General features: G+C 62.3%; 22 protein-coding genes and 1 pseudogene. 12 read left to right on the top strand and 11 right to left on the bottom strand.

The genetic code is table 11. The features are described 5' to 3' along the window. Positions 1 to 102 precede the first annotated feature (102 nt). The 4 genes from J7U39_RS21305 to J7U39_RS21290 form a co-directional block, all read right to left on the bottom strand. Positions 103 to 1,377 carry an FAD-binding oxidoreductase gene (locus tag J7U39_RS21305; RefSeq protein ID WP_210631774.1) on the bottom strand — a complete coding sequence of 425 codons (1,275 nt, stop codon included), beginning with the start codon at positions 1,375 to 1,377 and terminating at the stop codon, positions 103 to 105. Between the two features lie 13 nt (positions 1,378 to 1,390). Beyond that, complete coding sequence (locus J7U39_RS21300) at positions 1,391 to 2,059, bottom strand: haloacid dehalogenase type II (RefSeq protein ID WP_210631773.1); 669 nt, start codon at positions 2,057 to 2,059, stop codon at positions 1,391 to 1,393. Between the two features lie 158 nt (positions 2,060 to 2,217). Then, the gene (locus J7U39_RS21295) at positions 2,218 to 2,886 is read right to left on the bottom strand and encodes an aldolase (protein WP_210631772.1); all 669 of its coding nucleotides are present in this window, start codon (positions 2,884 to 2,886) and stop codon (positions 2,218 to 2,220) included. Between the two features lie 16 nt (positions 2,887 to 2,902). Then, entirely contained in the window at positions 2,903 to 3,901 is a 999-nt protein-coding gene (locus tag J7U39_RS21290; RefSeq protein ID WP_210632196.1) for a LacI family DNA-binding transcriptional regulator, read from the bottom strand. Positions 3,902 to 4,128: 227 nt separating this feature from the next. On the opposite strand from J7U39_RS21290, the gene ltnD reads away from it, so the two are divergent. The 10 genes from ltnD to J7U39_RS21240 all read left to right on the top strand — a co-directional run bounded on the left by ltnD (position 4,129) and on the right by J7U39_RS21240 (position 15,686). Continuing rightward, the gene (gene ltnD, locus J7U39_RS21285; RefSeq protein WP_210631771.1) at positions 4,129 to 5,073 is read left to right on the top strand and encodes an L-threonate dehydrogenase; all 945 of its coding nucleotides are present in this window, start codon (positions 4,129 to 4,131) and stop codon (positions 5,071 to 5,073) included. 15 nt (positions 5,074 to 5,088) lie between these two features. Continuing rightward, positions 5,089 to 5,865: a 2-oxo-tetronate isomerase gene (gene otnI, locus J7U39_RS21280; RefSeq protein ID WP_210631770.1), complete on the top strand. Its 777-nt coding sequence runs from the start codon at positions 5,089 to 5,091 to the stop codon at positions 5,863 to 5,865. 3 nt (positions 5,866 to 5,868) lie between these two features. Continuing rightward, positions 5,869 to 7,146, top strand: coding sequence for a 3-oxo-tetronate kinase (gene otnK, locus J7U39_RS21275; protein WP_210631769.1), 1,278 nt, complete (start codon positions 5,869 to 5,871; stop codon positions 7,144 to 7,146). A gap of 167 nt (positions 7,147 to 7,313) precedes the next feature. Continuing rightward, positions 7,314 to 8,150, top strand: a complete 837-nt coding sequence (locus J7U39_RS21270; RefSeq protein ID WP_210631768.1) for a GNAT family N-acetyltransferase — start codon at positions 7,314 to 7,316, stop codon at positions 8,148 to 8,150. Positions 8,151 to 8,162: 12 nt separating this feature from the next. Continuing rightward, entirely contained in the window at positions 8,163 to 9,539 is a 1,377-nt protein-coding gene (locus J7U39_RS21265) for an aspartate aminotransferase family protein (RefSeq protein ID WP_210631767.1), read from the top strand. 221 nt (positions 9,540 to 9,760) lie between these two features. Continuing rightward, a complete protein-coding gene (locus tag J7U39_RS21260; RefSeq protein WP_210631766.1) occupies positions 9,761 to 10,474 on the top strand; it encodes an HAD-IA family hydrolase in 714 nt (237 codons plus the stop codon). Between the two features lie 62 nt (positions 10,475 to 10,536). Further along, positions 10,537 to 12,147, top strand: coding sequence for an ABC transporter substrate-binding protein (locus J7U39_RS21255; RefSeq protein ID WP_210631765.1), 1,611 nt, complete (start codon positions 10,537 to 10,539; stop codon positions 12,145 to 12,147). Positions 12,148 to 12,220: 73 nt separating this feature from the next. After that, positions 12,221 to 13,171: an ABC transporter permease gene (locus tag J7U39_RS21250; RefSeq protein WP_210631764.1), complete on the top strand. Its 951-nt coding sequence runs from the start codon at positions 12,221 to 12,223 to the stop codon at positions 13,169 to 13,171. After that, positions 13,168 to 14,034, top strand: a complete 867-nt coding sequence (locus J7U39_RS21245; protein WP_210631763.1) for an ABC transporter permease — start codon at positions 13,168 to 13,170, stop codon at positions 14,032 to 14,034. Before J7U39_RS21250 ends, J7U39_RS21245 begins: the two co-directional genes overlap by 4 nt. Continuing rightward, entirely contained in the window at positions 14,031 to 15,686 is a 1,656-nt protein-coding gene (locus tag J7U39_RS21240) for an ABC transporter ATP-binding protein (RefSeq protein ID WP_210631762.1), read from the top strand. Before J7U39_RS21245 ends, J7U39_RS21240 begins: the two co-directional genes overlap by 4 nt. 336 nt (positions 15,687 to 16,022) lie before the next feature. Here J7U39_RS21240 and J7U39_RS21235 read toward each other — a convergent pair whose 3' ends face one another. Further along, positions 16,023 to 16,499 (bottom strand): Lrp/AsnC family transcriptional regulator, encoded by a 477-nt coding sequence (locus J7U39_RS21235; protein WP_210632195.1) that lies wholly within the window; start codon positions 16,497 to 16,499, stop codon positions 16,023 to 16,025. Positions 16,500 to 16,735: 236 nt separating this feature from the next. On the opposite strand from J7U39_RS21235, the gene J7U39_RS21230 reads away from it, so the two are divergent. Further along, positions 16,736 to 18,061 (top strand): FAD-binding oxidoreductase, encoded by a 1,326-nt coding sequence (locus J7U39_RS21230; RefSeq protein ID WP_210631761.1) that lies wholly within the window; start codon positions 16,736 to 16,738, stop codon positions 18,059 to 18,061. Positions 18,062 to 18,090: 29 nt separating this feature from the next. Here J7U39_RS21230 and J7U39_RS21225 read toward each other — a convergent pair whose 3' ends face one another. From J7U39_RS21225 to J7U39_RS21200, 6 genes and pseudogenes are all read right to left on the bottom strand, one after another. Then, a complete protein-coding gene (locus J7U39_RS21225) occupies positions 18,091 to 20,631 on the bottom strand; it encodes a methyl-accepting chemotaxis protein (protein ID WP_210631760.1) in 2,541 nt (846 codons plus the stop codon). Then, on the bottom strand, positions 20,618 to 20,872 hold the full coding sequence (locus J7U39_RS21220) for a hypothetical protein (protein WP_210631759.1): 255 nt from the start codon (positions 20,870 to 20,872) through the stop codon (positions 20,618 to 20,620). The genes J7U39_RS21225 and J7U39_RS21220 overlap by 14 nt, the downstream gene beginning before the upstream one ends. Further along, a pseudogene (locus J7U39_RS21215) lies at positions 20,853 to 21,766 on the bottom strand (alpha/beta hydrolase). The gene J7U39_RS21220 and the pseudogene J7U39_RS21215 overlap by 20 nt, the downstream one beginning before the upstream one ends. A 10-nt stretch (positions 21,767 to 21,776) precedes the next feature. After that, positions 21,777 to 23,264, bottom strand: a complete 1,488-nt coding sequence (locus J7U39_RS21210; RefSeq protein WP_210631757.1) for an NAD-dependent succinate-semialdehyde dehydrogenase — start codon at positions 23,262 to 23,264, stop codon at positions 21,777 to 21,779. A 14-nt stretch (positions 23,265 to 23,278) separates the two neighbouring features. Beyond that, positions 23,279 to 24,508, bottom strand: a complete 1,230-nt coding sequence (locus tag J7U39_RS21205; RefSeq protein ID WP_210631756.1) for an iron-containing alcohol dehydrogenase — start codon at positions 24,506 to 24,508, stop codon at positions 23,279 to 23,281. Further along, positions 24,505 to 25,539, bottom strand: coding sequence for an Ldh family oxidoreductase (locus J7U39_RS21200; protein ID WP_210631755.1), 1,035 nt, complete (start codon positions 25,537 to 25,539; stop codon positions 24,505 to 24,507). Before J7U39_RS21200 ends, J7U39_RS21205 begins: the two co-directional genes overlap by 4 nt. 94 nt (positions 25,540 to 25,633) lie before the next feature. Here J7U39_RS21200 and J7U39_RS21195 point away from each other — a divergent pair, with 94 nt between their 5' ends. Next, positions 25,634 to 26,332: a GntR family transcriptional regulator gene (locus J7U39_RS21195; protein WP_210631754.1), complete on the top strand. Its 699-nt coding sequence runs from the start codon at positions 25,634 to 25,636 to the stop codon at positions 26,330 to 26,332. Positions 26,333 to 26,360 lie beyond the last annotated feature (28 nt).

Here is a 26,360-nt window from a genome sequence, read left to right as displayed (position 1 = left end):
CCGCCGGCGCCTTCCCATATGGTTTTTCTGACTGTCTTCCAAACGGCGGCAAGTTTACGGGAGATGCCTGAGAAAGGCTGAACCGCTCTCGTCACGCCGCGCTTACATGAAGCGATCGAGTGTCTTGTAATAGAGCCCGACGACCGGCAGAAACCACGGCTTGCCGAAATGGCCGGGGACGGCAGGCCATTCGAGGCCTTTGACCGGATTGCGGTCCGCCTTGCCCATGATGGCATCGGCGATGATGATGCCGAGATGGGTGGAGAGCTGGGCGCCGTGGCCAGAATAGCCCATGGCGTACCAAACGCCGTCGCCATAGCCCGCGCGGGGATAACGGTCTTTCGTCATATCGACGAGCCCGCCCCAGCAGTAGTCGATCTCGATGCCGGCAAGTTGCGGGAAGATTTCAGCCAGACCGGCGCGCAGAATATCACCGCTCCTTGCATCCGACCGCTGGTCCGACGTGGCGGAAAAGCGTGCTCGACCGCCGAAGATCAGCCGCTTGTCCGGCGACAGCCGGAAATAGTTTCCGATATTCAGCGAGGTGACACAGGTCCGGTTTCCCGGCATCGTCGCTGCGATTTCGGCGTCGCTCAGCGGCCGCGTGGCGAGCAGGAAGCTGCCGACGGAAATGATCCGGCGGCGGAAATAGCCGAAGAGCGACGGGGTGTAGGCGCCTGTCGCGACCAGTACGTGGTCGGCGGTGACGGTGCCGCGCCCCGTCTTGAGGCTGTGGCGTCCATTGCCTTGCCGATGGCCGGTCACGGCGGCCTTTTCGAAAATGACGGCGCCGTGGCGGGCGGCCGCGGCGGCGAGCCCGGCGACATAGCGCCCCATATGCATCATCGCGCTCTTCCTCGAGAGCATGGCGCCATGGAAAGGCGAGCCGACCTCACTCTTCAAGTCATCCGCCGAAAGAAGCGCCGTCTCCGGATCGACCTCTCTATGCACAGCCTCGAAATTGCGGGCAATGGCATCGAAATGCTGCGGCTTGGAGGCAAGCTTCAGCTTCCCGGCGCGACGGAAGTTGCAGTCGATGCCCTCCTCGCCGACGATCGCCTCGATGGTGTCGATCGACTCGTCGAACGCCCGATAAAGCGCGACGGCACGCTCGGTGCCGAGTGCTGACTTGGCAGACAGGAAGCTATGGGCTAGCCCGTTGTTGAGATGGCCGCCATTGCGTCCCGACGCCCCCCAGCCCACGCGTTCGGCCTCCAGCACGACGACCTTGACGCCGGCTTTCGCAAGCTGGCGCGCGGCCGCAAGCCCGGTAAAACCGGCGCCGATGACGGCCACATCATAATGTCCTTCGACAGGACCGTGAGCCGCATCGGCAAAAGCGCGGGCTGTGTCATGCCAGTAGGATTGAAACTGCATCCGTTTGTCTCCGTCAGAGGCCAACGACACCGGGCAGACCTGAGATATCAGGGATTTCGACATAGCCGTAATAGGGATTGGCCGGCTCGTGGCCCCGGTTGACCCAGACCTTGTTCTTGATGCCGAGATCGTGGGCAGACATCAGGTCATAGCGGAAGGAGGACGAGCAATGGAGCACGTCCTGCGGTCCGCAGCCGAGCATGTCGAACATATATTCGAAGGCTTGGAAACGCGGCTTATAGGCATTTGCCTGTTGCGCGGTATAGACCGCATGGAAGGGCGCGCCGAGCTTTTCGACATTCGACATGATCTGCGCATCCATGGCATTGGACAGGATCACCAGCGGAATTTCGCGGGCAACCCTGGCAAGACCTTCGGGTACGTCGCGATGCGGCCCCCAGGTGGGAACACGCTCGTAAACCATTTGCGCTGCTTCGTGGCGAAATTCCACGCCATTGCGCTTGCAAGTCCGTTCGAGCGAATTGTGCACCACCTCGGCATAGGGCTTCCAGGCGCCCATGATCTCATCAAGGCGATAAGCGGCGAAATTCTTGATGAACTCCACCATGCGCGGCTCGTCAAGCTGATTGCCGTAGAGGTCGCGCGCCGCTTCCGCCATCTGAAAATTGGTCAGCGTGCCGTAGCAATCGAAGGTGATGTATTTCGGACGGAACGTCGTCATCTGCGTATCCTTTAGCGATCGGAACTGGGACCTGTTCACAATCATAGGCTCCGCTTCGCCCATGGCTGCCTGAATTGGCCGCATCGGAAGCAGAATCTATCGTATCGAAAGCGGCGTTTGGCAGAAGGTTGCGCCTCCCCGGGGCGCCGGGGATCTGTTCAATCGTGATCGTGGCCATGCTGCGACGGAAGGTCGAGGCCGAATGTATCGACGAGATCGGCCACCTGAGCCGGGCTGAGGAAACGGGGGTTGAGGTTGCGCAGCAGCAGATAGAGCTTTGCCGTTTCCTCCAGTTCCTCAGTCGCAAACACCGCCGCCTCCAGGCTGTCACCGGCGACAACAGGTCCATGATTGGCCAGAAGCACCGACGAATATCTGCCGGCCAGTCCCCGGATCGCGTCGGCCACTGCCGGATCCCCTGGGCGATAATACGGCACCAACGCGGTCTCGCCGGCGCGCATGAGATAATATGGCGTCATCGGCGGCAGGGCGGCACGCGGATCGATCTCCGGCAGCATGGTCAGCGCCACCGCATGTGTCGAGTGAAGGTGGACGATAGCGCGGGCACTGCCGCGTGTGTCGTAGAGGGCGGTGTGAAGCGGGATTTCCTTGGTCGGCTTGTCGCCCGACAGCAACCGGCCTTCCGCATCGAGCCTGGAGATCCGGGCCGGGTCGAGGAAGCCGAGCGAGGCGTTGGTCGGCGTCACCAGCCAGCCGCCGTCCTCCAGCCGCAACGATATATTGCCGGACGAACCCGGCGTCAGCCCGCGCTCGAACAGCGAGCGACCGTATCGGCAGATTTCCTCACGCAGGCGGGCGTCGGACATGGCAGTTCCTCCGATCTTACGCAGTTGCGCCTTCGATCAGTTCAAAACCGAGATCGATGGCTTGCGGCGGCGCGTTGGCGACGACCAACTCAGCGGCTGTCTGTCCCGTCGCCACGCGCGGCGTCCGGATCGTCGACAGGGGTTGCGGTATTGCCCGGCCGATATCTAGGCCGTTATAGCCGAATATGGCGAGCTGCGAGGGGATAACGATCCCTTGAGAGAGACAGTGAAAATAACCGCCGAGCGCCATGTCGTCGTTGGAAAAATAGACGGCATCGAGATCGGTCGCTCGTGCCAACAGTCGCTCCAGCCCCTGCTTGCCGTTTTCCACTGACGAGGCGCCCGCCAGGATTTCGCGAGCAATGAGCGGAGTTCCGTTGGCGTCGAGAGTTTCGCAAAAGCTCGAAAAACGCTTGCCGGCGCGGGTGTCGCGGTCCAGGTCGTGACCGACATAGCCGATCCTTCGGTAGCCCCGTCTGAGCAGGAAGGCAGCGCTCTCCCGCCCGGCCGCACGATTCGAGAAGCCGACGGCGATATCGAGGGCATCGCCATCCAGATCGAGCAGTTCCACGACCCGGCACCCGCTGGCGCGCAACATCTTCACCGTGCCGTCGGTGTGCTCGTACCCCGCCAGCATCACCGCTGCCGGCCGCCAGGCAAGCATCGCAGTAGCGAGCGCCTCCTCCTTGCCCGGATCATAGTCCGTCACCGAAAAGACCGCCTGATAGCGGTTTTCTTCCAGAACGGCGCTCGCTCCACGCAGCACGTCGGAAAATACGATGTTGGACAGCGAGGGAATGACGAAGGCGACAAGACGCGAACCGGTGGAGGCAAGCGTTCCGGCGATCCGGTTCGGGACATAGCCCAGCCGCTCGACGGCGGCCATCACCCGCTCCCGCGTTCTGCCGGAAAACGAACCGTGGTTGCGCAGCACGCGCGACACCGTACTCTCGCCGACTCCGGCCGCTTCCGCGACCTCTGCAAGGGTCACGGTCGCCTGATGTTTGAATTCCATGGTCGCTTTTGAACCCGGCATCTGGAATCTTTAAGTGCGAAGCGATCCTTGGGACGCCTCGCTGCGACATCCATCTTTCATCACTTCCGGCCAGAAGCAAGATATTTTTGGCAGCGCTGCCAATCTGCAGTTGGCAGCGCTGCCAAAAGGGAGTAGGAAATGGCAGCGCTGCCAAAACTTGGCTGCAGATGCCAAGGCACGGCTCTTTCAGGACTGGAGAAACTCCCATGACACCGCTTGCCGAAAACTCAGGCTCCACTTTCATCGCGGCCGTCATCGGCCTTGGTTCAATGGGGCTCGGAATGGCCCGGTCGATGAAGCGCGCAGGGCTCGATGTCGTTGGATATGACATCACGTCGGCGGCGGTGGACCGCTTCATCGCCGACGGCGGACGGGGTGCACAGACCCCGGCCGGCGCGGCAAAGGATGCCGACATCGTCGTCTCCGTCGTCGTCAACGGCGCGCAGACCGAGGCCGTGCTGTTCGGCCCGGAAGGCGTTGCGAGCACAATGAAGCCAGGCGCCGTGTTCATCTCGTCGGCAACCATGGATCCCGCCGTCGCACGCAATCTGGCGCAAAGAGTAGAGGCTCTCGGTCTGCATTATCTCGATGCGCCGATTTCCGGCGGCGCAGCCAAGGCGGCGCTTGGCGAATTGACGATCATGGCATCCGGCTCCAGCCAGGCCTTTGACAGGGCGCGCCCAGGTCTCAACGCCATGGCCGGCAAGGTCTACGAACTCGGCGACGCGGCCGGAACGGGCGCTGCCTTCAAGATGATCAACCAGCTTCTTGCCGGTGTGCACATCGCCGCCGCCTGCGAGGCCATCACCTTTGCCGCCAAGCAGGGCCTCGACCTCGACAAGGTCTATGAGGTTATCACCGCCTCGGCCGGCAATTCGTGGATGTTCGAAAACCGCGTGCCGCATGTGCTGGCCGGAGACTATACGCCGCTCAGCAGCATCGAGATTTTCGTCAAGGATCTCGGTATCGTCCAGGATATGGCGCGCTCCGAACGATATCCGTCACCGCTCGCGGCCGCGGCCCTGCAGATGTATCTGGCCGCCGCAGGCGCCGGCATGGGCCGGGACGACGACTCCTCGCTCGCGCGGCTCTATGCCAGACTTTCCGGCGCTGAGTTGCCCGGTTCCAACGAGAAGCCGCAGAGGCTGTAAAAAGGAACGCTAGACATGCCGGTTTTCGCCGCCAACCTGACGATGATGTTCAACGAATGGGCATTCCTCGATCGTTTCGACGCCGCAGCCGATGCCGGCTTTGCCGCCGTCGAATACCTCTTTCCATATGAAGCCACGCCGGAGGCAATTGCCGAGCGGCTTGCCCGCAACAATCTGCAGCAGGCCTTGTTCAACCTGCCGCCGGGCGACTGGGCAGCAGGCGAACGTGGCATTGCCGCCCTTCCCGAACGGTTCGATGCGCTGAAAGCCGATGTCGACAAGGCACTGGACTTTGCGGCAGCGACGGGAGTCGGACGGTTGCACCTGATGGCGGGCATCGCCGACCGTCACGACGGCGACGCCTCCTCCCGTTATCGGCGCTCCGTCACCTATACGGCCGAGCGGCTTGCGGAAAAGGGCATCGATCTCCTGCTCGAGCCGATCAACGGGCGAAACATGCCGGGATATTTCCTCAACGACTTCAACGCAGCCGAACTGCTGATTGCCGAATGCGGCTTGCCGAACCTGAAGCTCCAGTTCGATATCTATCACCGTCAGATCATCCATGGCGACGTCGTCATGGCGTTGCGGCGCCTACTGCCGATCACCGGCCATATCCAGATTGCCAGCGTGCCGTCACGCAACGAGCCGGATGGGGAGGAACTGAACTATCCCTATCTGTTCGGCGAAATCGACCGCCTGGGCTATGACGGCTTCATCGGCTGCGAATACATCCCGCGCAGCCACACACTGGACGGTCTAGGCTGGTTCAAACCCTTTGCACGGAGCTAGACGATGGCTATTTCACTCGGATCGATCGCTGACGACTATACGGGCGCGTCGGATCTTGCCAACACGCTGACAAAGAATGGCCTGCGCACGGTGCAGACGGTCGGCATCCCGGATCCATCGCTGGCACTGCCCGACGTGGATGCCGTTGTCGTCTCCCTGAAAATCCGCTCGGTCAGGGCCCCAGAGGCCGTGACGGCTGCCACCGAAGCCGAGCGATGGCTGCGCCATCGGGGCGCGGGCCATGTGCTTTACAAAATCTGCTCGACCTTCGATTCCACCGATGCCGGCAATATCGGTCCCGTCACCGAGGCCTTGCGCAATGCTGCGGGCGGCGGCAGCGTGCTGGTTACACCAGCCTTTCCGGAAACCGGCCGCACCGTCTATCTCGGCCATCTCTTCGTCGGCGGCCAACCCTTGAACGAAAGTCCGCTCAAGGATCACCCCCTCAACCCAATGCACGACGCCAACCTCGTGCGGGTTCTCACCCGCCAATCGCGCGGCGCCGTCGGCTTGATCGACCTGGCAGCCGTCGCGGCCGGCCCTGCCGCCGCCAGGGCGAGGCTCGATACGTTGCGCGCGACAGGGGTGACCATGGCTGTCGCCGATGCAATTTTCGAAAGGGATCTGGAAACGCTCGGCGAGGTCGCACTCGAAACGCCGGTCTCCACCGGTGCGTCCGGCCTTGGCCTCGGCCTTGCCCGGGCGCTCGTCCGTTCCGGCCGCATATCAGGCGGCGCAGCAGCTGAAGACATCATTCGCCCTGTCGGCGGGTTTTCGGCGATTATTGCCGGCAGCTGTTCGAAAGCAACGCTACGCCAGCTCGAGGTCGCCGAACGGTCGATGCCTGTGTTGCGGCTTGATCCGGAGCGGCTGATATCAGGCCCGGATGAGATCGCCGCGGCGATTTCCTGGGCCGGAGACCGCATCTCCGCCGGTCCCGTGATCGTCGCCGCGAGCGCGGCGCCGGAAACCGTATCCCGGCTGCAATTGCAATATGGGCGGGAGGCTTCCGGCCACGCGATCGAGACCGCGACGTCCATCATCGCCGCCGAACTGGTTGAAAGAGGCGTGCGCCGCCTGGTGGTCGCCGGCGGCGAAACCTCGGGGGCCGCCGTCGACAGGCTTGCCATTCCGGCATTTCTGATCGGCCCCGAAATTGCCCCCGGCGTGCCGGTGCTGCGGACGGTCGGCAATCGGCAGGGCGACATGCTTCTGGCATTGAAATCAGGAAACTTCGGTGGCGACGACTTCTTTGAGGCAGCGCTGGCGATGATGAGGTAATCCCACCAGCCATGGAGCATCCCGATGGAATATATCGATCGGCTCCAGCATAAGATGCGGCGGTCCGCCGAGGTAAAGCCATAAGATACCGCCTGAACCGCGGCCTTCAGACGATCTGCCCGCCGGGGTTCCGGCAGACTTGCGGGCACGACATGAAGGACGGCCCGATGCAAACTCGTCAGATCGAAATCGCTGCATTCAGTCCAGACCATCTGGAAGGCGCTGTTGCGCTCTCCAGACAGGCGGGCTGGCCGCATCGGCGGGAAGACTGGCAGATGGCGCTCGCGTTGAGCGAGGGCGTGGTCGCGATCGAGGACCACAGGGTCGTCGGCACCATCCTCGTCACACCCTACAGGCAAGATTGCGCGACCATCAACATGGTCATCGTCGACGAAACCATGCGCGGCCGTGGCCTCGGCCGCAGGCTGATGGAAGCCGCCTTGCGGATCGCAGGCGACCGGCCGCTGCGGCTGGTCGCGACAACGGTGGGCCTACCGCTCTACGAGAAGCTTGGCTTTCATGAAACCGGGACCGTGCTGCAGCACCAAGGCCTTGTCGGAGAAATCGGCGCGCCGGCCGGCACGAGCGCTGCCACCGCCGACGATCTCCCGGCCATCATTGGGGTGGACCGCCTTGCCTTCGGCGCCGACCGAGAAAAGCTCATCTCCTATCTCGCAAGGATCGGCGAATTCGCCGTCATTCGCCGCGACGGCGGTGTCTCTGGTTTCGCCTGCCTGCGTCCCTTCGGTCGCGGTGAGGTGATCGGACCCGTGGTCGCCGCGGATATCGAAGACGCGCGCAAGCTCATCGAACATCACATCGCCGCACGGGCAGGACGGTTCCTGCGGGTGGATACGACTGCCGAAACCGGACTCTCTCCATGGCTGGTCACGCTGGGGCTCGCCCATGTCGGCGGTGGCATCGTTATGAGAAAGCCATCGGCCGGCGACGTCGCCGCCCGGACCGCTACCAACTTTGCCCTTGCCAGTCAGGCCCTCGGCTGATCCGGAGATCCCATGTACAGCAATTCGCTCATCGAACTCGATCGCGCCCATCTCATTCATCCGGTGGCATCCTACCGCAGCCATGAAAAGCATGGCGTACGGGTGCTGGCCTCGGCCAAGGGAGCAACGGTCACCGACGCCTCGGGCAAACAACTGATCGACGGTTTCGCCGGCCTCTGGTGCGTCAATGCCGGTTACGGCCACGAGAGCATTGTCGAGGCGGCGGCCCGGCAGATGCGGGAGCTTCCCTATGCGACCGCCTATTTCGGCCTCGGCTCCGAGCCTGCGATCCGACTCGCCGGAGAGCTTGCCGACCGGGCGCCGGGCGATCTGAACCATGTTTATTTCACGCTCGGCGGCTCAGATGCGGTGGATAGCACGATCCGCTTCATCCGCTACTACTGGAATGCTCGAGGGCGGCCCGAACGCGATCAGTTCATTTCGGTCGAACAGGGCTATCACGGCTCCTCGACGGTGGGCGCGGGCCTCACCGCCTTGCCAGCCTTCCATGCCGGCTTCGGCCTTCCTTTCGACTGGCAGCATAAAATTCCGTCGCATTACGCCTACCGCAATCCAGTCGGCGACAGCCCGCAGGCGATCATTGAGGCCTCGCTCGTGGCACTGAAAAGCAAGGTCGAGGCGATCGGGCCCGAACGCGTCGCCGCCTTCTACGTCGAACCGATCCAGGGTTCGGGGGGCGTGCTTGTGCCGCCGAAAGGCTGGCTCAAGGCGATGCGGGAATTCTGCCGCGAGCACGACATCCTTTTTGTCGCCGATGAGGTGATCACCGGCTTTGGCCGGACCGGGCCGCTTTTTGCCTGCAGTGAGGAAGGGGTCGTGCCTGACCTCATGACAGCCGCCAAGGGCCTCACCTCAGGCTACGTGCCGATGGGCGCCGTTTTCATGGCCGATCACGTCTATGAGACGATTGCCGACGGGGCGGGTGCCAGCGCGATTGGCCATGGCTACACCTATTCGGCCCACCCTGTCAGCGCCGCCGTCGGCCTCGAAGTGTTGAAACTCTACGAAAACGGCCTTCTCGACAATGGAGTCAAGGCCGGGAGGCGGCTGATGCAGGGCCTGGACTCGCTGAGGGATCACCCGCTCGTCGGCGATGTCCGCGGGCGCGGCATGCTTGCTGCCATCGAGCTTGTGGTAGACAAGGTGAACAAGACACCGCTGCCGGCATCGGCCGAACCGGCGCGCCGCATCTTCGATCGCGCCTGGGAAAACGGCCTCGTCATCCGCGCGTTCGGCAATGGTGTGCTTGGTTATGCCCCGCCGCTGTGCTGCACTGAAACGGAGATCGACGCAATCGTCGAGCGCACCCGTATGACGCTCGACGAGACGTTGGAGGACCCGGATGTGCGTCGGGCGCTGCGGGCCTGAGAATATCGCGAAACAGCGAGATTCGGTATTTTGTGCCGCCTCATGGCGCCTTTTCGGAGAATCCGGCGCAGCGCAGGTGACAAACTGAAATCAAGAAAAGACCTGGAACCGGCGGATGCGAGCGTTCCAGACAAGAGCGGGACAACGAGACCGCCGGCGGAACAGAAAATTCTTCTTCGAGAAGCCGCGCTCCGATTGGGGCCGAACACTGGGGAATTCACGTGAGCAAGAGCCTTTCGGAATTCAAATACCTGACCTTCGACGTCGTCGGCACGCTCATCGATTTCGAGGGCGGTCTCAAGACTTGTCTTGCCGAGATCGCGGCCGAAACGGGAAATGAAATCGATGGCGAGCGGGCGCTCAGCCTCTACCGCGAGGTCCGCTACTCCGACGACGCCGACCTCTTTCCCGACGATCTCGTGCGCGTCTATCTCGCGATCGCGCCGAAGCTCGACCTGCCGGCCGATCGCCAATACGGCGAACGACTGCGGGACTCGGCAAAGAGCTGGAAGGGTTTCACCGACAGCGCCACAGCACTGGCAGAGCTCGCAAAAGATTACCGCCTCGTAGCGATGACCAACGCCCGCCGCTGGGCATTCGAATTCTTCCAGAAGGAGCTCGGCAATCCCTTCCACGCGGCCTTCACCGCCGACGATACGGGGACCGAGAAACCCGACCCGGCCTTCTTCGAGCAAGTCTTCGCCTACATCGCTTCGGAAGGGCATTCGAAAGATGAAATCCTGCATGTCGCCCAGAGCCAGTACCACGATATCGGGGTGTCCAGGAAACTCGGCCTGGTCAATTGCTGGATCGAGCGGCGGCATGCCCAGAAGGGCTACGGCGGCACGATCGAGCCGGCCGAGTTCACCGCACCCGACTATCATTTCACGTCGATGGCCGACCTTGCAGAGGCCGTGGCCGCCGCGCGCGCCTAACTTTTAAAGCCGGATCGGGCCCGCCACTAAGGCGGCCCGTCACAGAGGAAAAGGGGAATGAGATGAACAACAAGATCACCAATTGGACCAGATCCGACGACGCCATGATCGAAACCGCCATCCGTCGTGGCGCAACCCGTCGCGAATTGCTGCATATGATGCTTGCGGGCGGCGTTGCCATGTCGGCCGGCGGACTTGTGCTCGGCCGCGCCGGCAAGGCGCTCGCTGCGACGCCCGTTGCCGGTGGAGCACTCAAGGCGGCCGGCTGGTCGTCGTCGACGGCTGATACACTCGACCCAGCAAAGGCGTCGCTCTCTACCGACTATGTCCGCTGCTGCTCCTTCTATAACCGCCTCACCTTCCTCGACAAGAGCGGTACGCCGCAGATGGAGCTTGCCGAGGCGATCGAATCCAAGGATGCCAAGACCTGGACCGTCAAGCTGAAGAAGGGCGTCACTTTCCATGACGGCAAACCGCTGACGGCTGAAGACGTCGTCTTCTCGCTGAAGCGCCATCTCGACCCGTCCGTCGGTTCGAAGGTTGCCAAGATCGCCGCCCAGATGACCGGCTTCAAGGCTATCGACAAGCAGACCGTCGAGATCACGCTTGCCGATCCGAATGCCGACCTGCCGACCATCCTGTCGATGCACCACTTCATGATCGTTGCCGACGGGACGACCGATTTCACCAAGGCCAACGGCACCGGCGCTTTCGTCAGGGAAGTCTTCGAGCCGGGCGTTCGTTCCGTCGGGATCAAGAACAAGAACTACTGGAAATCCGGCCCCAACGTCGATTCCTTCGAATATTTCGCCATCAGCGACGACAATGCCCGCGTCAACGCCCTGCTATCAGGCGATATCCACCTCGCAGCCTCGATCAATCCACGCTCGATGCGCCTTGTCGAAGCCCAGGGTGACGGCTTCACCTTGTCGAAGACGACGTCCGGCAACTACACCAACCTCAACATGCGGCTGGACATGAATCCCGGCAACAAGCGGGACTTCATCGAGGGCATGAAGTATCTCGTCAACCGCGAACAGATCGTCAAATCGGCGCTTCGTGGCCTCGGTGAGATCGGCAACGACCAGCCGGTTTCCCCCGTCAACTATTACCGCAACGCCGATCTGAAGCCGCGCGCCTTCGATCCGGACAAGGCGAAATTCCACTTCGACAAGGCTGGCGTGCTCGGTCAATCCATTCCCGTGATCGCCTCCGAGGCGGCAAACTCGTCGATCGACATGGCGATGATCATTCAGGCGTCAGGCGCCGAGATCGGCCTCAAGCTCGATGTCCAGCGGGTTCCCTCCGACGGTTACTGGGACAATTATTGGCTCAAGGCGCCGATCCATTTCGGCAATATCAATCCACGTCCTACCCCCGACATCCTGTTCTCGCTGCTTTATTCCTCGCAGGCTCCCTGGAATGAGAGCCAGTACAAGTCGGAAAAGTTCGACAAGATGCTGATCGAAGCACGCGGGTCGCTCGACCAGGAAAAGCGCAAGGCAATCTATGACGAGATGCAGGCGATGATTGCCAATGAAGCCGGCACGATCATTCCGGCTTATCTCTCGAATGTCGACGCCACCACTGCCAAACTCAAGGGTCTGGAGCCCAACCCGCTCGGCGGCCAGATGGGATATGCCTTTGCCGAATACGTCTGGCTTGAAGCCTGATAGATTAAAGAACCGGGGCTGCGGCCCAGCCCCGGTTCTTTCGAAACCGACCGAGACGAAAGGGGAGCCACCCGTGAACAACCAGGTCTTATCCCTTGTGCTGAGCAGATTGTTCGTCGCCGTGATCACACTGCTGATCGTCTCTTTCGCGGTCTTCTTCGCAACAACGCTCCTGCCGGGGGATACGGCGACGATCCTGCTCGGTCAGGCCGCCACGCCGGAAGCCGTCGAAGGGCTGCGCAAGGCCATGCATCTTGACGAGCCGGCCCTCTTTCGTTTCCTGCGCTGGATCATCGGTCTTTTGCAGGGCGACCTCGGCACGTCCTATGCCAACGAAATGCCGGTCGCTGCCCTGATTGCCGGCCGCTTCATTAATACGCTGAAACTTGCCGGCGTCACCGCGCTGTTCTCCGTGCCGATTGCGCTGACACTCGGGATCACCGCGGCAATGCTGCGCGGCACTCTTTACGACCGGATCGTCACCGTAATCACCATCGGTGTCATCTCGGTGCCGGAATTCATGGTCGCGACCTCCGCCGCGCTCATCTTCGCCGTCTACCTGAAATGGCTGCCGGCGCTCTCCTTGGCCAACGAGGTCCACAGTCTGAGCGACCTGTTGCGCGTCTATGCCATGCCGGTGATCACGCTCACCTTCGTCGTCTCGGCCCAGATGATCCGTATGACGCGTGCAGCGGTGATCGAGACGCTCAACACGCCCTATGTCGAGATGGCGTTGCTCAAGGGCGCCTCCCGGCCGCGTATAGTCTTTCGCCATGCGCTGCCGAATGCTCTCGGCCCGATCGTCAATGCTGTCGCGCTGTCGCTCTCCTATCTGCTCGGGGGTGTCATCATCGTCGAGACCATCTTCAACTACCCCGGTATCGCCAAGCTGATGCTGGACGCCGTAGCCACCCGCGACCTGCCGCTGATCCAGAGCTGCGCGATGATCTTCTGTCTTGGCTATCTGCTGCTGATCACCATCGCCGATATCATCGCCATTCTTTCCAATCCGAGGCTCCGATGACCATGACCAGCTCCGAGACCACTTCCGCCCGGCTGCCCGGAACCCGGCTTGGTTATCGCTTCAACCTCGTCGGAGCGATCGGCCTGATCGTCATCCTCGCTTGGGCGCTCGTCGCGATCTTCGCGCCATTGATTATCCCTTATCCCATCGGCGAAATTGTCGATCTCGATTATTTCGGCCCGATGAGCCGGGAGCTCTGGCTGGGCTCTGATTATCTCGGCCGCGATATGCTGTCGCGGATTCTGATGGGCGCGCGTTATACGGTCGGCATCTCGCTCGCGGCGGTAACGATCGCCTGCTTCAGCGGTGTGGTGCTCGGCATGATCGCGGCGGTCGCCGGCGGTTGGCTCGACACGATCCTCAGCCGCTTCCTCGATGCCATGAATTCCATTCCGAGCAAGCTTTTCGGTCTGGTGGTGGTCGCCGCGGTCGGCTCTTCGATCCCGGTTCTGATCCTGACGCTGTCGGTGATCTACATCCCTGGCTCCTACCGCTTCGCCCGGGCGCTCGCCGTCAACATCAATACGATGGATTTCATCACCGTCGCGCGCATCCGCGGTGAAAGCACCCTCTATCTCATTCGCTCGGAAATCCTGCCCAACATCGTCGGGCCGGTGCTTGCCGATCTCGGCATTCGTTTCGTCTTCATTGTTCTGCTGCTGTCGGGACTGTCCTTCCTGGGCCTCGGCGTCCAGCCGCCCTATGCCGACTGGGGTGCGCTCGTGCGCGAGAATATCGGTGGCCTGCCATTCGGCGCGCCGGCGGTGATGTTCCCCTCACTTGCCATCGCCAGCCTCACGATCAGCGTCAATCTGCTGATCGACAACCTGCCGCAGAAGATTCGCGACCGGAGCCCGTCATGAGCAATTTCATCGAAATTCGTGACCTGAAGGTCGAGGCCACCACCGATTCCGGCCGACGCGTCGAGATCATCAAGGGTGTCAGTCTTGATATTGCCGAGGGCGAGATCGTCGCGCTGATCGGTGAGAGCGGCTCGGGGAAGACGACCATCGCCCTGACGCTCATGGGCCATACCCGCGCGGGCTGCCGCATCTCCGGCGGCAGCGTTTCGGTCGGTGGCAAGGACATGGTCACCCTCAGCGAGAAGCAGCGCGCCAAGGTGCGCGGCACGCAAGTCGCCTATGTGCCGCAATCGGCCGCCGCTGCCTTCAACCCGGCCACATCGATCATGGACCAGGTGATCGAGGTTACCCGCATTCATCAGCTGATGTCGCCGGAAGATGCGCGTGCCCGGGCTATCGAGCTCTTTCGGGCGCTTTCCCTACCGGAACCGGAGACGATCGGCAGCCGGTACCCGCACCAGGTTTCCGGCGGCCAGTTGCAGCGCCTTGCAGCCGCCATGGCGCTGATCGGCGATCCCACTCTGGTCATCTTCGACGAGCCGACAACGGCGCTCGACGTGACGACCCAGATCGAAGTTCTGCGCGCTTTCAAATCGGTGATGAAAAAAGGCGGCATATCGGGCGTCTATGTCTCGCACGACCTTGCCGTCGTCGCCCAGATCGCCGACCGCATCGTCGTTCTCAAAGGCGGAGAAACCCAGGAAACCGGCACCACCGAAGAGATTCTGAACGATCCAAAGCATCCCTATACCAGAGAACTGCTTGCAGCCTTCGAGCCGAAATCGCGCGGCACGGCGGGCGCAATAGAGGCCGCGACGGCGCCGCTTCTGACGATCGAAAATCTCGTCGCTGGGTACGGACAGCGCCAAGCCGACGGCCTTCCCCTGGTTCGCGCAGTCGAGCATGTGAGCCTGACGGTGGAAAAAGGGCGCAACCTCGGCATCATCGGAGAATCCGGTTGCGGTAAATCGACGCTCGCCCGCACCATTGCCGGCATCCTGCCGGCAGCCGTCGGCAAGATCATCTTCGACGGCACGGAACTGCGCCGCAGCGCTCGCGAGCGCTCACGTGATCAGTTGCGCGAGATGCAGATCGTCTTCCAATATGCCGATACGGCGCTCAATCCGGCAAAATCCGTCGAGGACATCCTCGCCAGGCCGCTGGTTTTTTACCATCGCATGGATCGACAGGCGCGAAATGCCCGGATCGACGAACTCCTCGACATGGTGCGCCTTCCCCGCAACCTGCGCCACCGCAGGCCGGGGGAACTCTCGGGCGGGCAAAAGCAGCGCGTCAACTTCGCCCGGGCGCTCGCCGCCGATCCGAAGCTGATCCTCTGCGACGAGATCACCTCGGCGCTCGACACCGTGGTCGCTGCCGCCGTGATCGATCTCCTCAAGGAACTGCAGCGGGAACTCGGCCTCTCCTACATCTTCATCAGCCACGATCTGTCGGTGGTGGAAGCGATCTGCGACGAGATCGTCGTCATGTATGGCGGCCGAAAGATCGAAGAAATCAGCCCCGCGAAGGTGAAGGCGCCGCAGCATCCCTATTCGCAACTGCTCTTCTCGTCGGTGCCGACGCTTGATCCGGCCTGGCTCGACGAGCTCCAGCAGGATCCGGAACTAGTACGGGCCTATTGCCGGCACTGAGGGCCGGTCCCACGCGCATTTCCCGGCTCAGTTTTTGCCCCAGGAATTATTCCGTCGTTCTATGCGCGACTGATCCACCCTTTTAAATCAAAGCAAGGCGCTAGCCAAATCGAGCGCACGCCGGGTCGGGTCGTGCTGGAAAGCCTCGACTCGACTGCAGAATCCCAGCAAGTGGCAGCCAACATGGCTTTGGAAGGCAGGGATGAGATTTTGTCGCAAGTCCTTCCAACCATTGAAAGGCTTCTATTTATGGGGGGAACGACCTGCGACACAGGGAACCGATATGCACGCAGGATGAGAGACGCAAAACCGCTGTGCCGTTTTGCTTGAATAGCCCTAATGCGGGAACAAGGTCGTCAGTGGCATGTGCGCCTTGACGATCGGTGATTTCAGGACGACGAAGCTGAAATATTTGTCGATGCCGACGTCCATGTCAGTGAGCCGCTCCATGATCGTCTGGTATTCGTCTATTCCGGCGGTGACGAATTTCAGCAGATAGTCGTAGCCGCCCGAAACCAGATGGCATTCGATCACCTGGTCGACCTTCTCGATCGCTGCGAGGAACCGGGCGAAGTCGATCTGCCGATGGTTTTTCAGGGTGATTTCGGTGAACACGGTCAGTGTCCGCCCGAGTTTGCTGACGTTGATCTGAGCCGAATAACCTTCGATGTAACCTTCGGACTGCAGCTTCTTCACCCGCATCAGGCAGGGGCTCGGCGACAGATTGACCAGCTCGGCGAGCTCCACATTGGTGACGCGGCCATTCTTCTGCAGTTCGTAGAGAATTTTTATGTCGATCCGGTCGAGTTTCATCATCACACGCGCCTTCGCTTGCTCGAGATCGCCAACGGCGCAGCAGATTATGCTGCAGCCTCTCCAACGTCGAGCTTAACACATCACAAAGGGGTGTCGACCGGATTGCGGGACATGCCGAAGCACAAATGGCTGCCGGCCGGCCCGCAAGACGGAATCTTCTGCTGCCGTGGGATGAACTCCGGCAAAGGCGTGGCGGTGAATCCGTTAGACTGGCCTGAAACGGAGACCATGCCATGCCCGCACCATTGACGCGCGTCGACACTACACCGCAGCTACCCGCTGCCGCCGATGCGGTCGTGATCGGCGGCGGCATCGTCGGCGTCTTCGCCGCCTATTATCTGGCCAAACGTGGATTGAAGGTCGCCCTCGTCGAGAAAGGCCTTGTCGGGGCAGAACAATCGAGCCGCAACTGGGGCTGGTGCCGGCAGCAGAACCGCGATGCTCGTGAATTGCCGATCTCGACCAAGAGCCTCGATCTGTGGGAGCGCTTCGCCATCGAAACAGGCGAGGACACCGGCTTCCGCCGCTGCGGCCTCTTCTATCTCAGCAATAGTGAGGAGGAACTTTCAGGCTGGGCCCGCTGGCGCGATTTCGCCCGATCGGTCGGTGTCACAACCCATATGTTGAGTGGCGCGGAGGCAACCGAACGCGGGCGGGCCACCGGCGCCGTATGGAAAGGCGGGGTCTTTTCGCCGACCGACGGCACCGCCGATCCTGGAAGAGCCGCGCCTGCCGTCGCGCGTGCGATCCTGAACCTCGGCGGCACGGTGCATCAATCCTGTGCGGCCCGCGGCGTCGACATTGAAGGCGGCAGGGTTTCAGGCGTCGTCACCGAGCACGGCACCATAGGGACAAAGATCGCGATCCTGGCCGGCGGCGCCTGGGCCTCGTCCTTCTGCCGCCAGCTCGGCATTCGATTTCCGCAAGCTTCGATCCGCTCGTCGATCCTGTCGGTTTCGCCGGGTGCACTCGGCCTGCCGGATGCGCTGCATACATCAGCGGTATCAGTGACACGCCGCGGCGACGGCGGCTACACGCTGGCGATCAGCGGCCGCGGCCGCGTCGACCCAACCGCGCAGCAGCTCCGTTTCGCGCCGCAGTTCCTGCCGATGTTCGCCCGGCGCTGGCGCAGCCTCGCACCCGGCGGACTGGAAGGAATTCGCTCAGGGCACGAATCTCTGGCGCGATGGCGGCTCGACAGGCCGACGCCGATGGAGCGGATGCGCATCCTCGACCCGGCCATCGACAAGACCACCATCGCTCTCACGCATTCACGGGCGCTCCAGCTGCTGCCCGCCTTGAAGAACGCCGAAATCAACGCGGCCTGGGCGGGCTATATCGACAGCACGCCAGATGGCGTGCCGGGGATCGGCGAGATCGCTACCCTTCCGGGCTTCATCCTCGCTGCGGGCTTCAGCGGCCACGGCTTCGGCATCGGACCCGGCGCCGGTCATCTGATTGCCGATATCGTCACCGGCAATGAGCCGATCGTCGATCCCAGGCCCTATCATCCCAACCGCTTCGCGGAATCCGCCTGGGGCAAGGTCGCTGACTTCTAGACAATGTCGCACGAAGCCGCGAAGGACACTCAGGAGGCGGCCGCCATTCGCGGGCTCACGGCGGTGGAAGGCTTGCGGCCGTCGGCGGTCTGAAATCGGGAAATCCTTTCGTTCAGCAGTTCCACCTGCTGCCGAAGCCTGTGAATTTCGGCGGTGTTTTCCTCCACCATGGCGGCATTGTGCTGAGTGATATGCTCGATGTCGCGAACCGCGCTGTTGACCTCGTCGATCCCTTTGTACTGCGTGCTGGTGGCGGTCGAGATGACCTGCACCAGCCCGTTGATCGAGGTGAAATGCTCTATGATCACGGAAAGCGCCTCCCCAGTCTCCTCCACGAGCCTGACGCCCGCGCCAACCTGCGACGCGCTGTTGGAAATGAGATCCTTGATTTCGCGGGCGGCCTTGGCGCAACGCTGTGCAAGCTCGCGCACCTCCTGTGCGACGACGGCAAAACCCCTGCCCGCCTCTCCTGCCCGCGCCGCCTCGACGCCGGCATTGAGTGCGAGAAGATTGGTCTGGAAGGCAATCTCGTCGATCACGCCGATAATGCTGGAGACCTTGTCCGATGAACGATTGATCGCGTCCATCGCGTCAACGGCCTTGGCGACGACAGCCGCGGAATGCTCCGCCTGCCGATGCGCCTCCGCGACGGAAACCGATGTCTGGTGCGCGTTTTCCGCTGTCGTGCGAACGCTGGCTGTGAGTTCGCCAAGCACGCGTGAACTGTCTTCGAGAGCGGCCGCCTGTTGTTCCGTGCGCCGCGCCAAATCGTCGGCCGCACCCGAAAGATTGGTGCTGCCCTCGGCGATTTCGTAGGTGGTGTTGCGGACCTCGGCGAGCGTGCGGCGAAGCGCATCGATCGCCTGGTTGTAGGTCCTGGCCATCGCAACATAATCGGCGGCCAGTTCCTCGCTCATCACGGCTGCGAGATTGCCGTCGGCGAGTTTGCCGAGCATGTCGGACAAGGCGTCCAGAGCCTCGCTCTGCTCGGCCTCGATGCGCGCCTGCTCGGCTGCGCGGCGGGCCTGCTCGTGTTCGTCCCGCGCCCTGTTAGCCTCAGCCACCTCTTCGAGTCTGGTCTTTTCAAGCGCCTGGTCGCGGAAGACGGTCACGGACCGGATCATATCACCGATTTCGTCGCCGCGCTTGCCGTCGCCGATCGGAACGTCGAGATCGCCGGCGGCAAGTCTCGTCATCGTCTGGGTGATCCGCTTCAGCGGTCCGCGCAGCGTTTCGATCAGCATCAGGCCGCCGATGATCGCAAGCACCGTGCCCGCGATCATTGCCGAGAGCGACATGGTGGCCGAGCGCTGGCTGATGTCCTTGCCGCTTTCCTGCGCCGTGCTGACGAATTGCTCCAGAGTATGGCTTGCCGATGCCACGAGTTCGGTCGCCGTCCCCCTCTCTGCCCGCCACCGATCTGCGACCGATATCAGCAGCGACGTGTCCTTCTCGATCGTGGCGAGGGATGGCTCTATCTTCTTCGCAAGTTCCTGCAAGGCGGCGTTTTTGCCGCTCAAGGGCACGAGCTGTCCAGCGCTTTCGCGCAGCCCCTTGAGATCGGCGAGAACGGCGTCCCGCGCTTCGGCATCGACCCGTCTGTTCAATTCACTCAGGTGCAGGCGCAGATCGTCGATCGATTTGAACGCGGCACTGACGATCGCCACCATGGAGCGCAGCGTGCCGATATTCGCATCCATGCCGACAAAACGCTCGATAGCGGTATCCGCATTTCCTGAGGCGAGCTTTACGAACTTCTCTTCAAAGCCCTGCAGATCCTGGTCGACGGGAGCATAGCCCACAAGCGTCAGGTTGGCGCTGTCCTTGGCCATCGCGGCGAGTTTGTCCAATACCGGCTTCAGCGCGGCAATCTGGCTTTGAGCCTTGTCGGAAGCGACTGCGGCGCTCCCGCCGACCTCCTTGACGAGCGGCGGCAGAAGGCTGCCGAGAGCGCCGGCAATATCCGCGGGCGCAGTCGCCTGCGCGGTCGCCTTGCGCAATTTCGCAATGCGCTGGGCGATGTTCTTGTAGGCGGAGGCATCGAGGAGAAGCGCCCGGACGAAGGCTTCCTTTCCGTTCGCCTGATCCTGAAGGACGTCGAGCTGCTTGCGGGCGGTCTGGCTCTCCTTGAAAAGCTGCGCCACGGCCGCATCGATCGCCTGTTCGGTATTCGTGCGCTCCTGAGCCACGGCCCAAAGCGCGTCCGCACTACCCTGCATCCTGCCACCGAGGTCGCGCACCGCCGAGATCTGCTGCTTCTGGGACGGATCGATCAACATCGCATCGAGCGTCGCCGCACCCTTCTCCTGATCGGAGATGCTGGCGATCAGCCGGTCGCGCGTGGCCGCCGTCGGAAGATCGGTAAAGGCCGTCAGCGAGGATCGCAGCTGCTGGAAACTGGAAAGCGCGTCGATCGTCTGCCGCGTCAGGGTCATCTGGCCCTTGAGCGTGCCGGCGGTGAAATAGCCGAAAAGCCCGATGCCCGCTATGAGGACGATCAGAGGGACGACGAAGAAGAGAACCTTCGTCACGATCCGCATGCGCTGCAACAGTCGATCAATCAACGACATGAAATGTTCGCCCCTGCCCAGGAAATTCGGCTCTTTCTCCGGCGGCGGCCGCGTCCGAGGCCATCACGATAGGCATAACTCTTAAAAAAATGGTCAATGGTGTCGAGTTATCCGGCGCGTAGGAGATGGTGAAGAAAACCCCTACGATCTTCAAGTCCTGACAAGCCCCTGTTTGCCGCCGGCGCAGCGGGCACGGCATTTTGTCTTCAACGCGCCGGTCGCTACAAATTGGTCCGATCATGACAATGCACACTCTTCGACTGCCACCATCGCGACAAACGGCGATAGGGGAACGTTGGTCGCTTCAGTTCCTCACCGGCATATTGGCAATTGCGGCGCGCAACGCTGCCGCCACAGGTGTGCCAGCGACGGCGAGGTCGCGTACCGTGCTCATGTGGTTCCCGTCTGCGGCGAGCGATGCCCACACATCAAGCCCTTGGGCGGCAAGAATCTTTCTGAACGCATTTGCCTGAATTTTAAACGGATCAGTTTCCTGTTCGCCGGCCATGATAGCGACGCGCGTTGCAGGATCGTGCTCGTGACGCATGGGCGTAAACCGTCTCACCTCCTCGTCGCTCAAGGCGATCTCGTCACGCAGGAAGGAGGTCTGCAGGGGCTCGAGGTCGTAGAGCCCGCCGAGCAGGAAAGCGGCAACGACGCGCGAAGGCGAAGGAGACCGGTGGAAGAGAAAGGTTGCCAGATGTGCACCGGCGGAGTGACCGCTGACGGAGAATCGGTGCGGTGTGGCGCCAAAACGATCGGCATGGGCCAGCAGGAAAGCCTTGGCTTTCAGGACCTGACCAACCAGAACGTCCATTCTCGCGCCGGGCATCAACGAATAATCGACGATGGCTGCGACCGCGCCGGCGCCTGTGATCGTCTCAGCGACGCAGGAATAATCCTCCTTGGAAAACATTCGCCAATAGCCACCATGGATGAACATGTGTATCGGCATGTCAGGGTCGGCATCATTCGGCACGAAGATATCGAGCGTCTCGCCTGGCCCAGCCCCGTAAGCGATGTTGGCCTCCATGGTCACGGTGCGCCGCGTTGCAAGGCTGCGGGCACGGAGATCGGCGACGATCTCGTCGAAATCTGAGACATGATCACGAATGCGGAACGGATCGGCGGTCACGCGCTCCTCCTCAGAAACTGGTGGCAATGTACTTGGCTTCCATGAACTCTGCGATACCGTGATGCTGCCCTCCTTCACGTCCGAGGCCGCTCTGCTTCACACCGCCAAAGGGGGCAGCGGGATCGGAGACCAGTCCACGATTGAGAGCGATCATGCCCGCCTCGACCTTCGAAGCGACGCGCATGCCACGGCTGATGTCGCGGGTATAGATGTAGGCGGCGAGGCCGTACTCGGTATCATTGGCCGCAGCTATGACCTCTGCCTCGCTGTCGAAACGATAGAGCGGCGCGACGGGACCGAAAATCTCTTCACACCCCATGTCTGAGGCCGGCGAGACGTCGACGAGCACCGTCGGCGGATAGAAGAAGCCCGGCCCTGCCAATGTTCGTCCGCCGCAGAGCGCGCGCGCCCCCTTTGAAATGGCGTCCGTAACCAGACGGTCGATCTTCTCCACTGCCTTGCGTGTGATCATCGGACCGCATTCGGTATCCGGATCTACACCTGGGCCGATCTCGAGGGCGGCCATGCGCCGGGTAAATTTTTCCGCGAAGGCATCGTGGATAGCGGACTGGACATAGATCCGGTTCGCAGCGGTGCACGCCTCACCGGCATTGCGCATTTTCGCAACCATCAGACCCTCGATCGCAGCATCAACGTCGGCGTCGTCGAAAACGATGAATGGCGCGTTGCCGCCGAGCTCCATGGAGCAGGAGATGACATTTTTTGCTGCTTCCGCCAGCAGCGTGCGCCCGACACCCGTCGAGCCTGTAAAGGAAAGCTTTCGCACACGGGGGTCAGCCAGCATAGCGGCGATGACGGGGCTCGGCGTCGATGTTGTCATCACGTTCACCACGCCCGGCGGCACGCCAGCCTCCTCGTAGAGAGCAGCAAGCGCATAGGCCGTCAACGGCGTCTCGCTCGCCGGCTTGAGGATGACGGTGCAGCCTGCGGCAAGGGCCGGCGCAATCTTGCGGGTCGCCATCGCGGCCGGGAAATTCCAGGGTGTAATGAGTACGCAGATGCCGATAGCCTGGTAATCGACGACGATCCGGTTTCCGCCGGCCGGGGCGATGCCGAATTCACCTGAGATCCGCACCGCCTCCTCAGCGTTCCATCGGAAGAATTCCGCCGCATAGGCCACCTCGCCGCGCGCATCGCGCAAAGCCTTTCCGTTCTCGAGCGAAATGAGTCTCGCGAGCGTTTCGGAGCGCTCCACCATAAGTTCGAAGCAGCGGCGCAGGATCTCGGAACGCTTTCTCGGCGGAGTCTCGCGCCAGCTTTCCGCGGCGCTCGCCGCAGCCTCCACGGCCGCTGCCGCATCCGCAAGCGTCGCATCCGGCACGGCGGCAATGACCACCTCGGTCGACGGATCGATCACCTGGATCCGACCTTCGCCTGCCGCAGGCCGCCAGGCGCCGCCTATATAGAGACCACGGGAAAACGAGCTGAGCCCGAAGGTATCATCGTCGGGGTGGAGAGAAAGCTGGTTGACGTTCATGATGATTTCCGAGGTCAGAGGGCGGAAGCGGCCAGGTCGCCGTCATAGGCGGCCCGAACCAGGCCGCGCATGGCGGCCGAATCGAGGGGGCGTGGGTTATTCTTGATCAGCCGGCCGATTCCGAGGGCCTCCCCGGCCGCCCAGTCGATCCGGTCTTCGGGAAGGCCGAGTCCGGCGAGCGTCGGCGCAATGCCGATCGCCGCAAAGAGGCGGCTCACCTCGGCGATTGCGGCATCGGCAACTGTCTCGTCCTTCTCTATTCCATTGGGATCGAGGCCGAGCGCTTTACCGACCGCGGCAATTTCCGCGACGGCGACGCGGCGATTAAATGCCATCACATAGGGAAGCATGGTCGCTACCCCGAGTCCATGCGGCGTATGCGTCAGGGCGCCGACCGGATATTGCACCGCGTGGGCTGCGGCAGTGCCCGCGGTTCCGAAGGCGCAGCCGGCTGCAAGCGCGCCCATCATCACATCGGCGCGCGCATCGACGTCCGAACCGTCGGCAAAGGCCTTTTCCAGGCTCCGGCTGAGGAGCCGGATGGCATGCAGAGCGAACTGGTCGGTGAGATCGCTTTTGCCGACGAAGACATGCTGCTGCGCAAGCTCCGCATCGCCGGGGCGGCGCATCGCCGTGAACGCCTCGATGGCATGCGTCAGCGCATCGGCACCGGCAATCGCCGTCAGCCCAGGCGGGCAGGACAAGGTGAGTTCGGGATCACAGATCGCCGCTGCGGCGATGAGATATGGGCTGGAAATTCCAACCTTCAGGATACGGTCGGAATCGGAAACAACCGCAACCGGCGTTACCTCGGAGCCGGTGCCGGCCGTGGTCGGCACAGCAATGACCGGCAGGACCGGTGCAGGCACCTTGAACTCGCCATAATAATCGGTGAGCGCGCCGCCATGAGCGAGCAGGAGCGAGGCGCATTTCGCCATATCGAGGCAACTGCCACCGCCAATCCCGATCACCATATCTGGTTCGAAGCCGCGCGCGGCTTCAACGCAGATAGCTACGGTATCGCGCGGCACGTCCGGCAGCGTCTGGTCATGCACTACGACGCCAATGCCGGCCGCTTTGACGGCAGCGATCATTTCCGCGAAGACGGGCGTTGCGGCAAAACGCGCGTCCGTGCAGACGAGAGCGCGCCGTCCGGTCTTGCTGGCGACGCTCGGTAGTGCATGACGCTGGCCGACACCAAACAGGATTTCCCGCGGCAGCCTCAAGGCGGCAAACAGGCTCATGATCTTTGTCCCTCGAAGGCCAGGATGCGGGAGGGGGAAAGCGCGTTTAGGTCGTCCCAAAGGCGCTGGTCGATCTCAAAACCATTGCGGCTGGCGGCCGCACGCCGCTGACGCGCACGATCCCCGGGGACGCGAACCGGTTCGCCGGCCATCTCGGATGGTGAGGCGCGCACCGCAGCGAGATAGGCTGACAGCCGCGTCGGAAGACCCGGCGCCAGACTGGGCTCGATCAGAATGAAGACGTCGCCCTTGTTGCATGGCGACTGGCTGTCGAGCGTGCCGTGCACCTCGGGTGCGAGCGCGGAGCCTGCAAGAGCCGCCACCAGCAGCTCGAGGGCAATGCCGAGGCCATAGCCTTTTGCATCGCCGAAGGGTGCAATCGCGCCGGCCTTGGCACGCTTCGGATCTGTCGTCGGCCTGCCGGCCGCATCGCGCGCCCATCCCTCGGGAATGGGTCTGCCGGTCGCCGCGTGATGATGGATCCTGCCCATCGGCACGATGCTGGTGGCAAGGTCAAGCACAAGTGGGTCTTCGGCGGTCGGAACGCCAATGGCGATGGGGTTGGTGCCAAGCATTGCCCGTGTACCGCCGAATGGATGGACCAGCGCCTCACTGGACGATAGCGCGATGCAGACCAAACCCATCGCAGCAACGGCCTCAACATAATGCGCGAGCATGCCGAGATGGTTCGCATTGCGCACGGCGACCAGGCCGATGCCAAGATCAGGAATATGAGGCGCCAACCGCTCGATCGCGGCCATGGCGACGATGGGGCCAAGTCCCGCCGATCCCTCGACCTCCAGCACCGCATCCGCCCGCCAGCGCTGCGTTCCCTTCGTCTGTGGGTCGATGACACCGCGCTTGATCCTTTCGACGAGGCGCGAGAGCCGGCACAGGCCATGCGAGGGGTGCCCCTTCATCTCGGCCGTCACCAGGACGCGAGCCTGCAGCGCCGCATGGTCACGCGGTGCGCCATGCTCTTCGAGCAGGCGGGTGGCAAGCGCAAGGGCTGCCGCTTCGGAAACGCGCATGATTTGTCCCCTATATTAAATCGTATAGGATATAGGATTGTCTTACATGCAGCATCGTGCTAGCGATTGAACCTGTCAAGAGGCAAGGCATCAGATGATTTCGACGAGACTTAGAGAACCCTCAACGGGAACGGCCCAGATCCAGCGCGCCAACGGCTTAGCTGTCGACGTCTACGAGGCAATCTTCAACCAGCTCATGTCGCTGAAGATCGCCCCCGGAGAGCGCATTACGGTCGACAACCTGGTCAGGGAGTTCAACGTCTCCCACACTCCGATCCGCGAAGCTCTCGGTCGGCTTGAGGGCGAAGGCCTCGTCGTCAAGCAGCATCTCGTCGGCTACCGCGCTGCGCCCCAGATTACGCGCCACCGCTTCGATGAACTCTATGAACTTCGTCTGCTGCTGGAACCTGCCGGCGCTGCGAAGGCGGCTCAGGCGATGAACGACGAAAAACTGGCCATCCTCACGGACGCCGCAGGCGTGATGACACGTCGCGACGATAGGGACGAGCGGGCGAACTATTCGGCCTTCGCCCGCAAGGACGCTATTTTCCACGACCGCATCATGGAGTTTGCCGGTAACGAGTTGATCCGAGAAATGCTGGCATTCCAGCACACGCATTTCCACATTTTCCGCCTGATGTTTCATCGCCGCGTCACGGAGGAGGCACTCGGCGAGCATCAGACGCTACTCGACGCCTTCGCGGCGCGCGACTCCCGCGCTGCTGAGAACGCAATGCGCATCCACATTGAACGTTCGCGAGACCGGCTGTTGCCGGCGTTCGACGACATCTGATTCAACCCGCAGGCAAGAGCGTGCCTGT

Source organism: Rhizobium sp. NLR16a, from assembly GCF_017948245.1.
GTDB lineage: Bacteria > Pseudomonadota > Alphaproteobacteria > Rhizobiales > Rhizobiaceae > Rhizobium.
The sequence above is the reverse complement of the archived record's forward strand: the minus strand, read 5'-3'. Positions and strand labels throughout refer to the sequence as shown.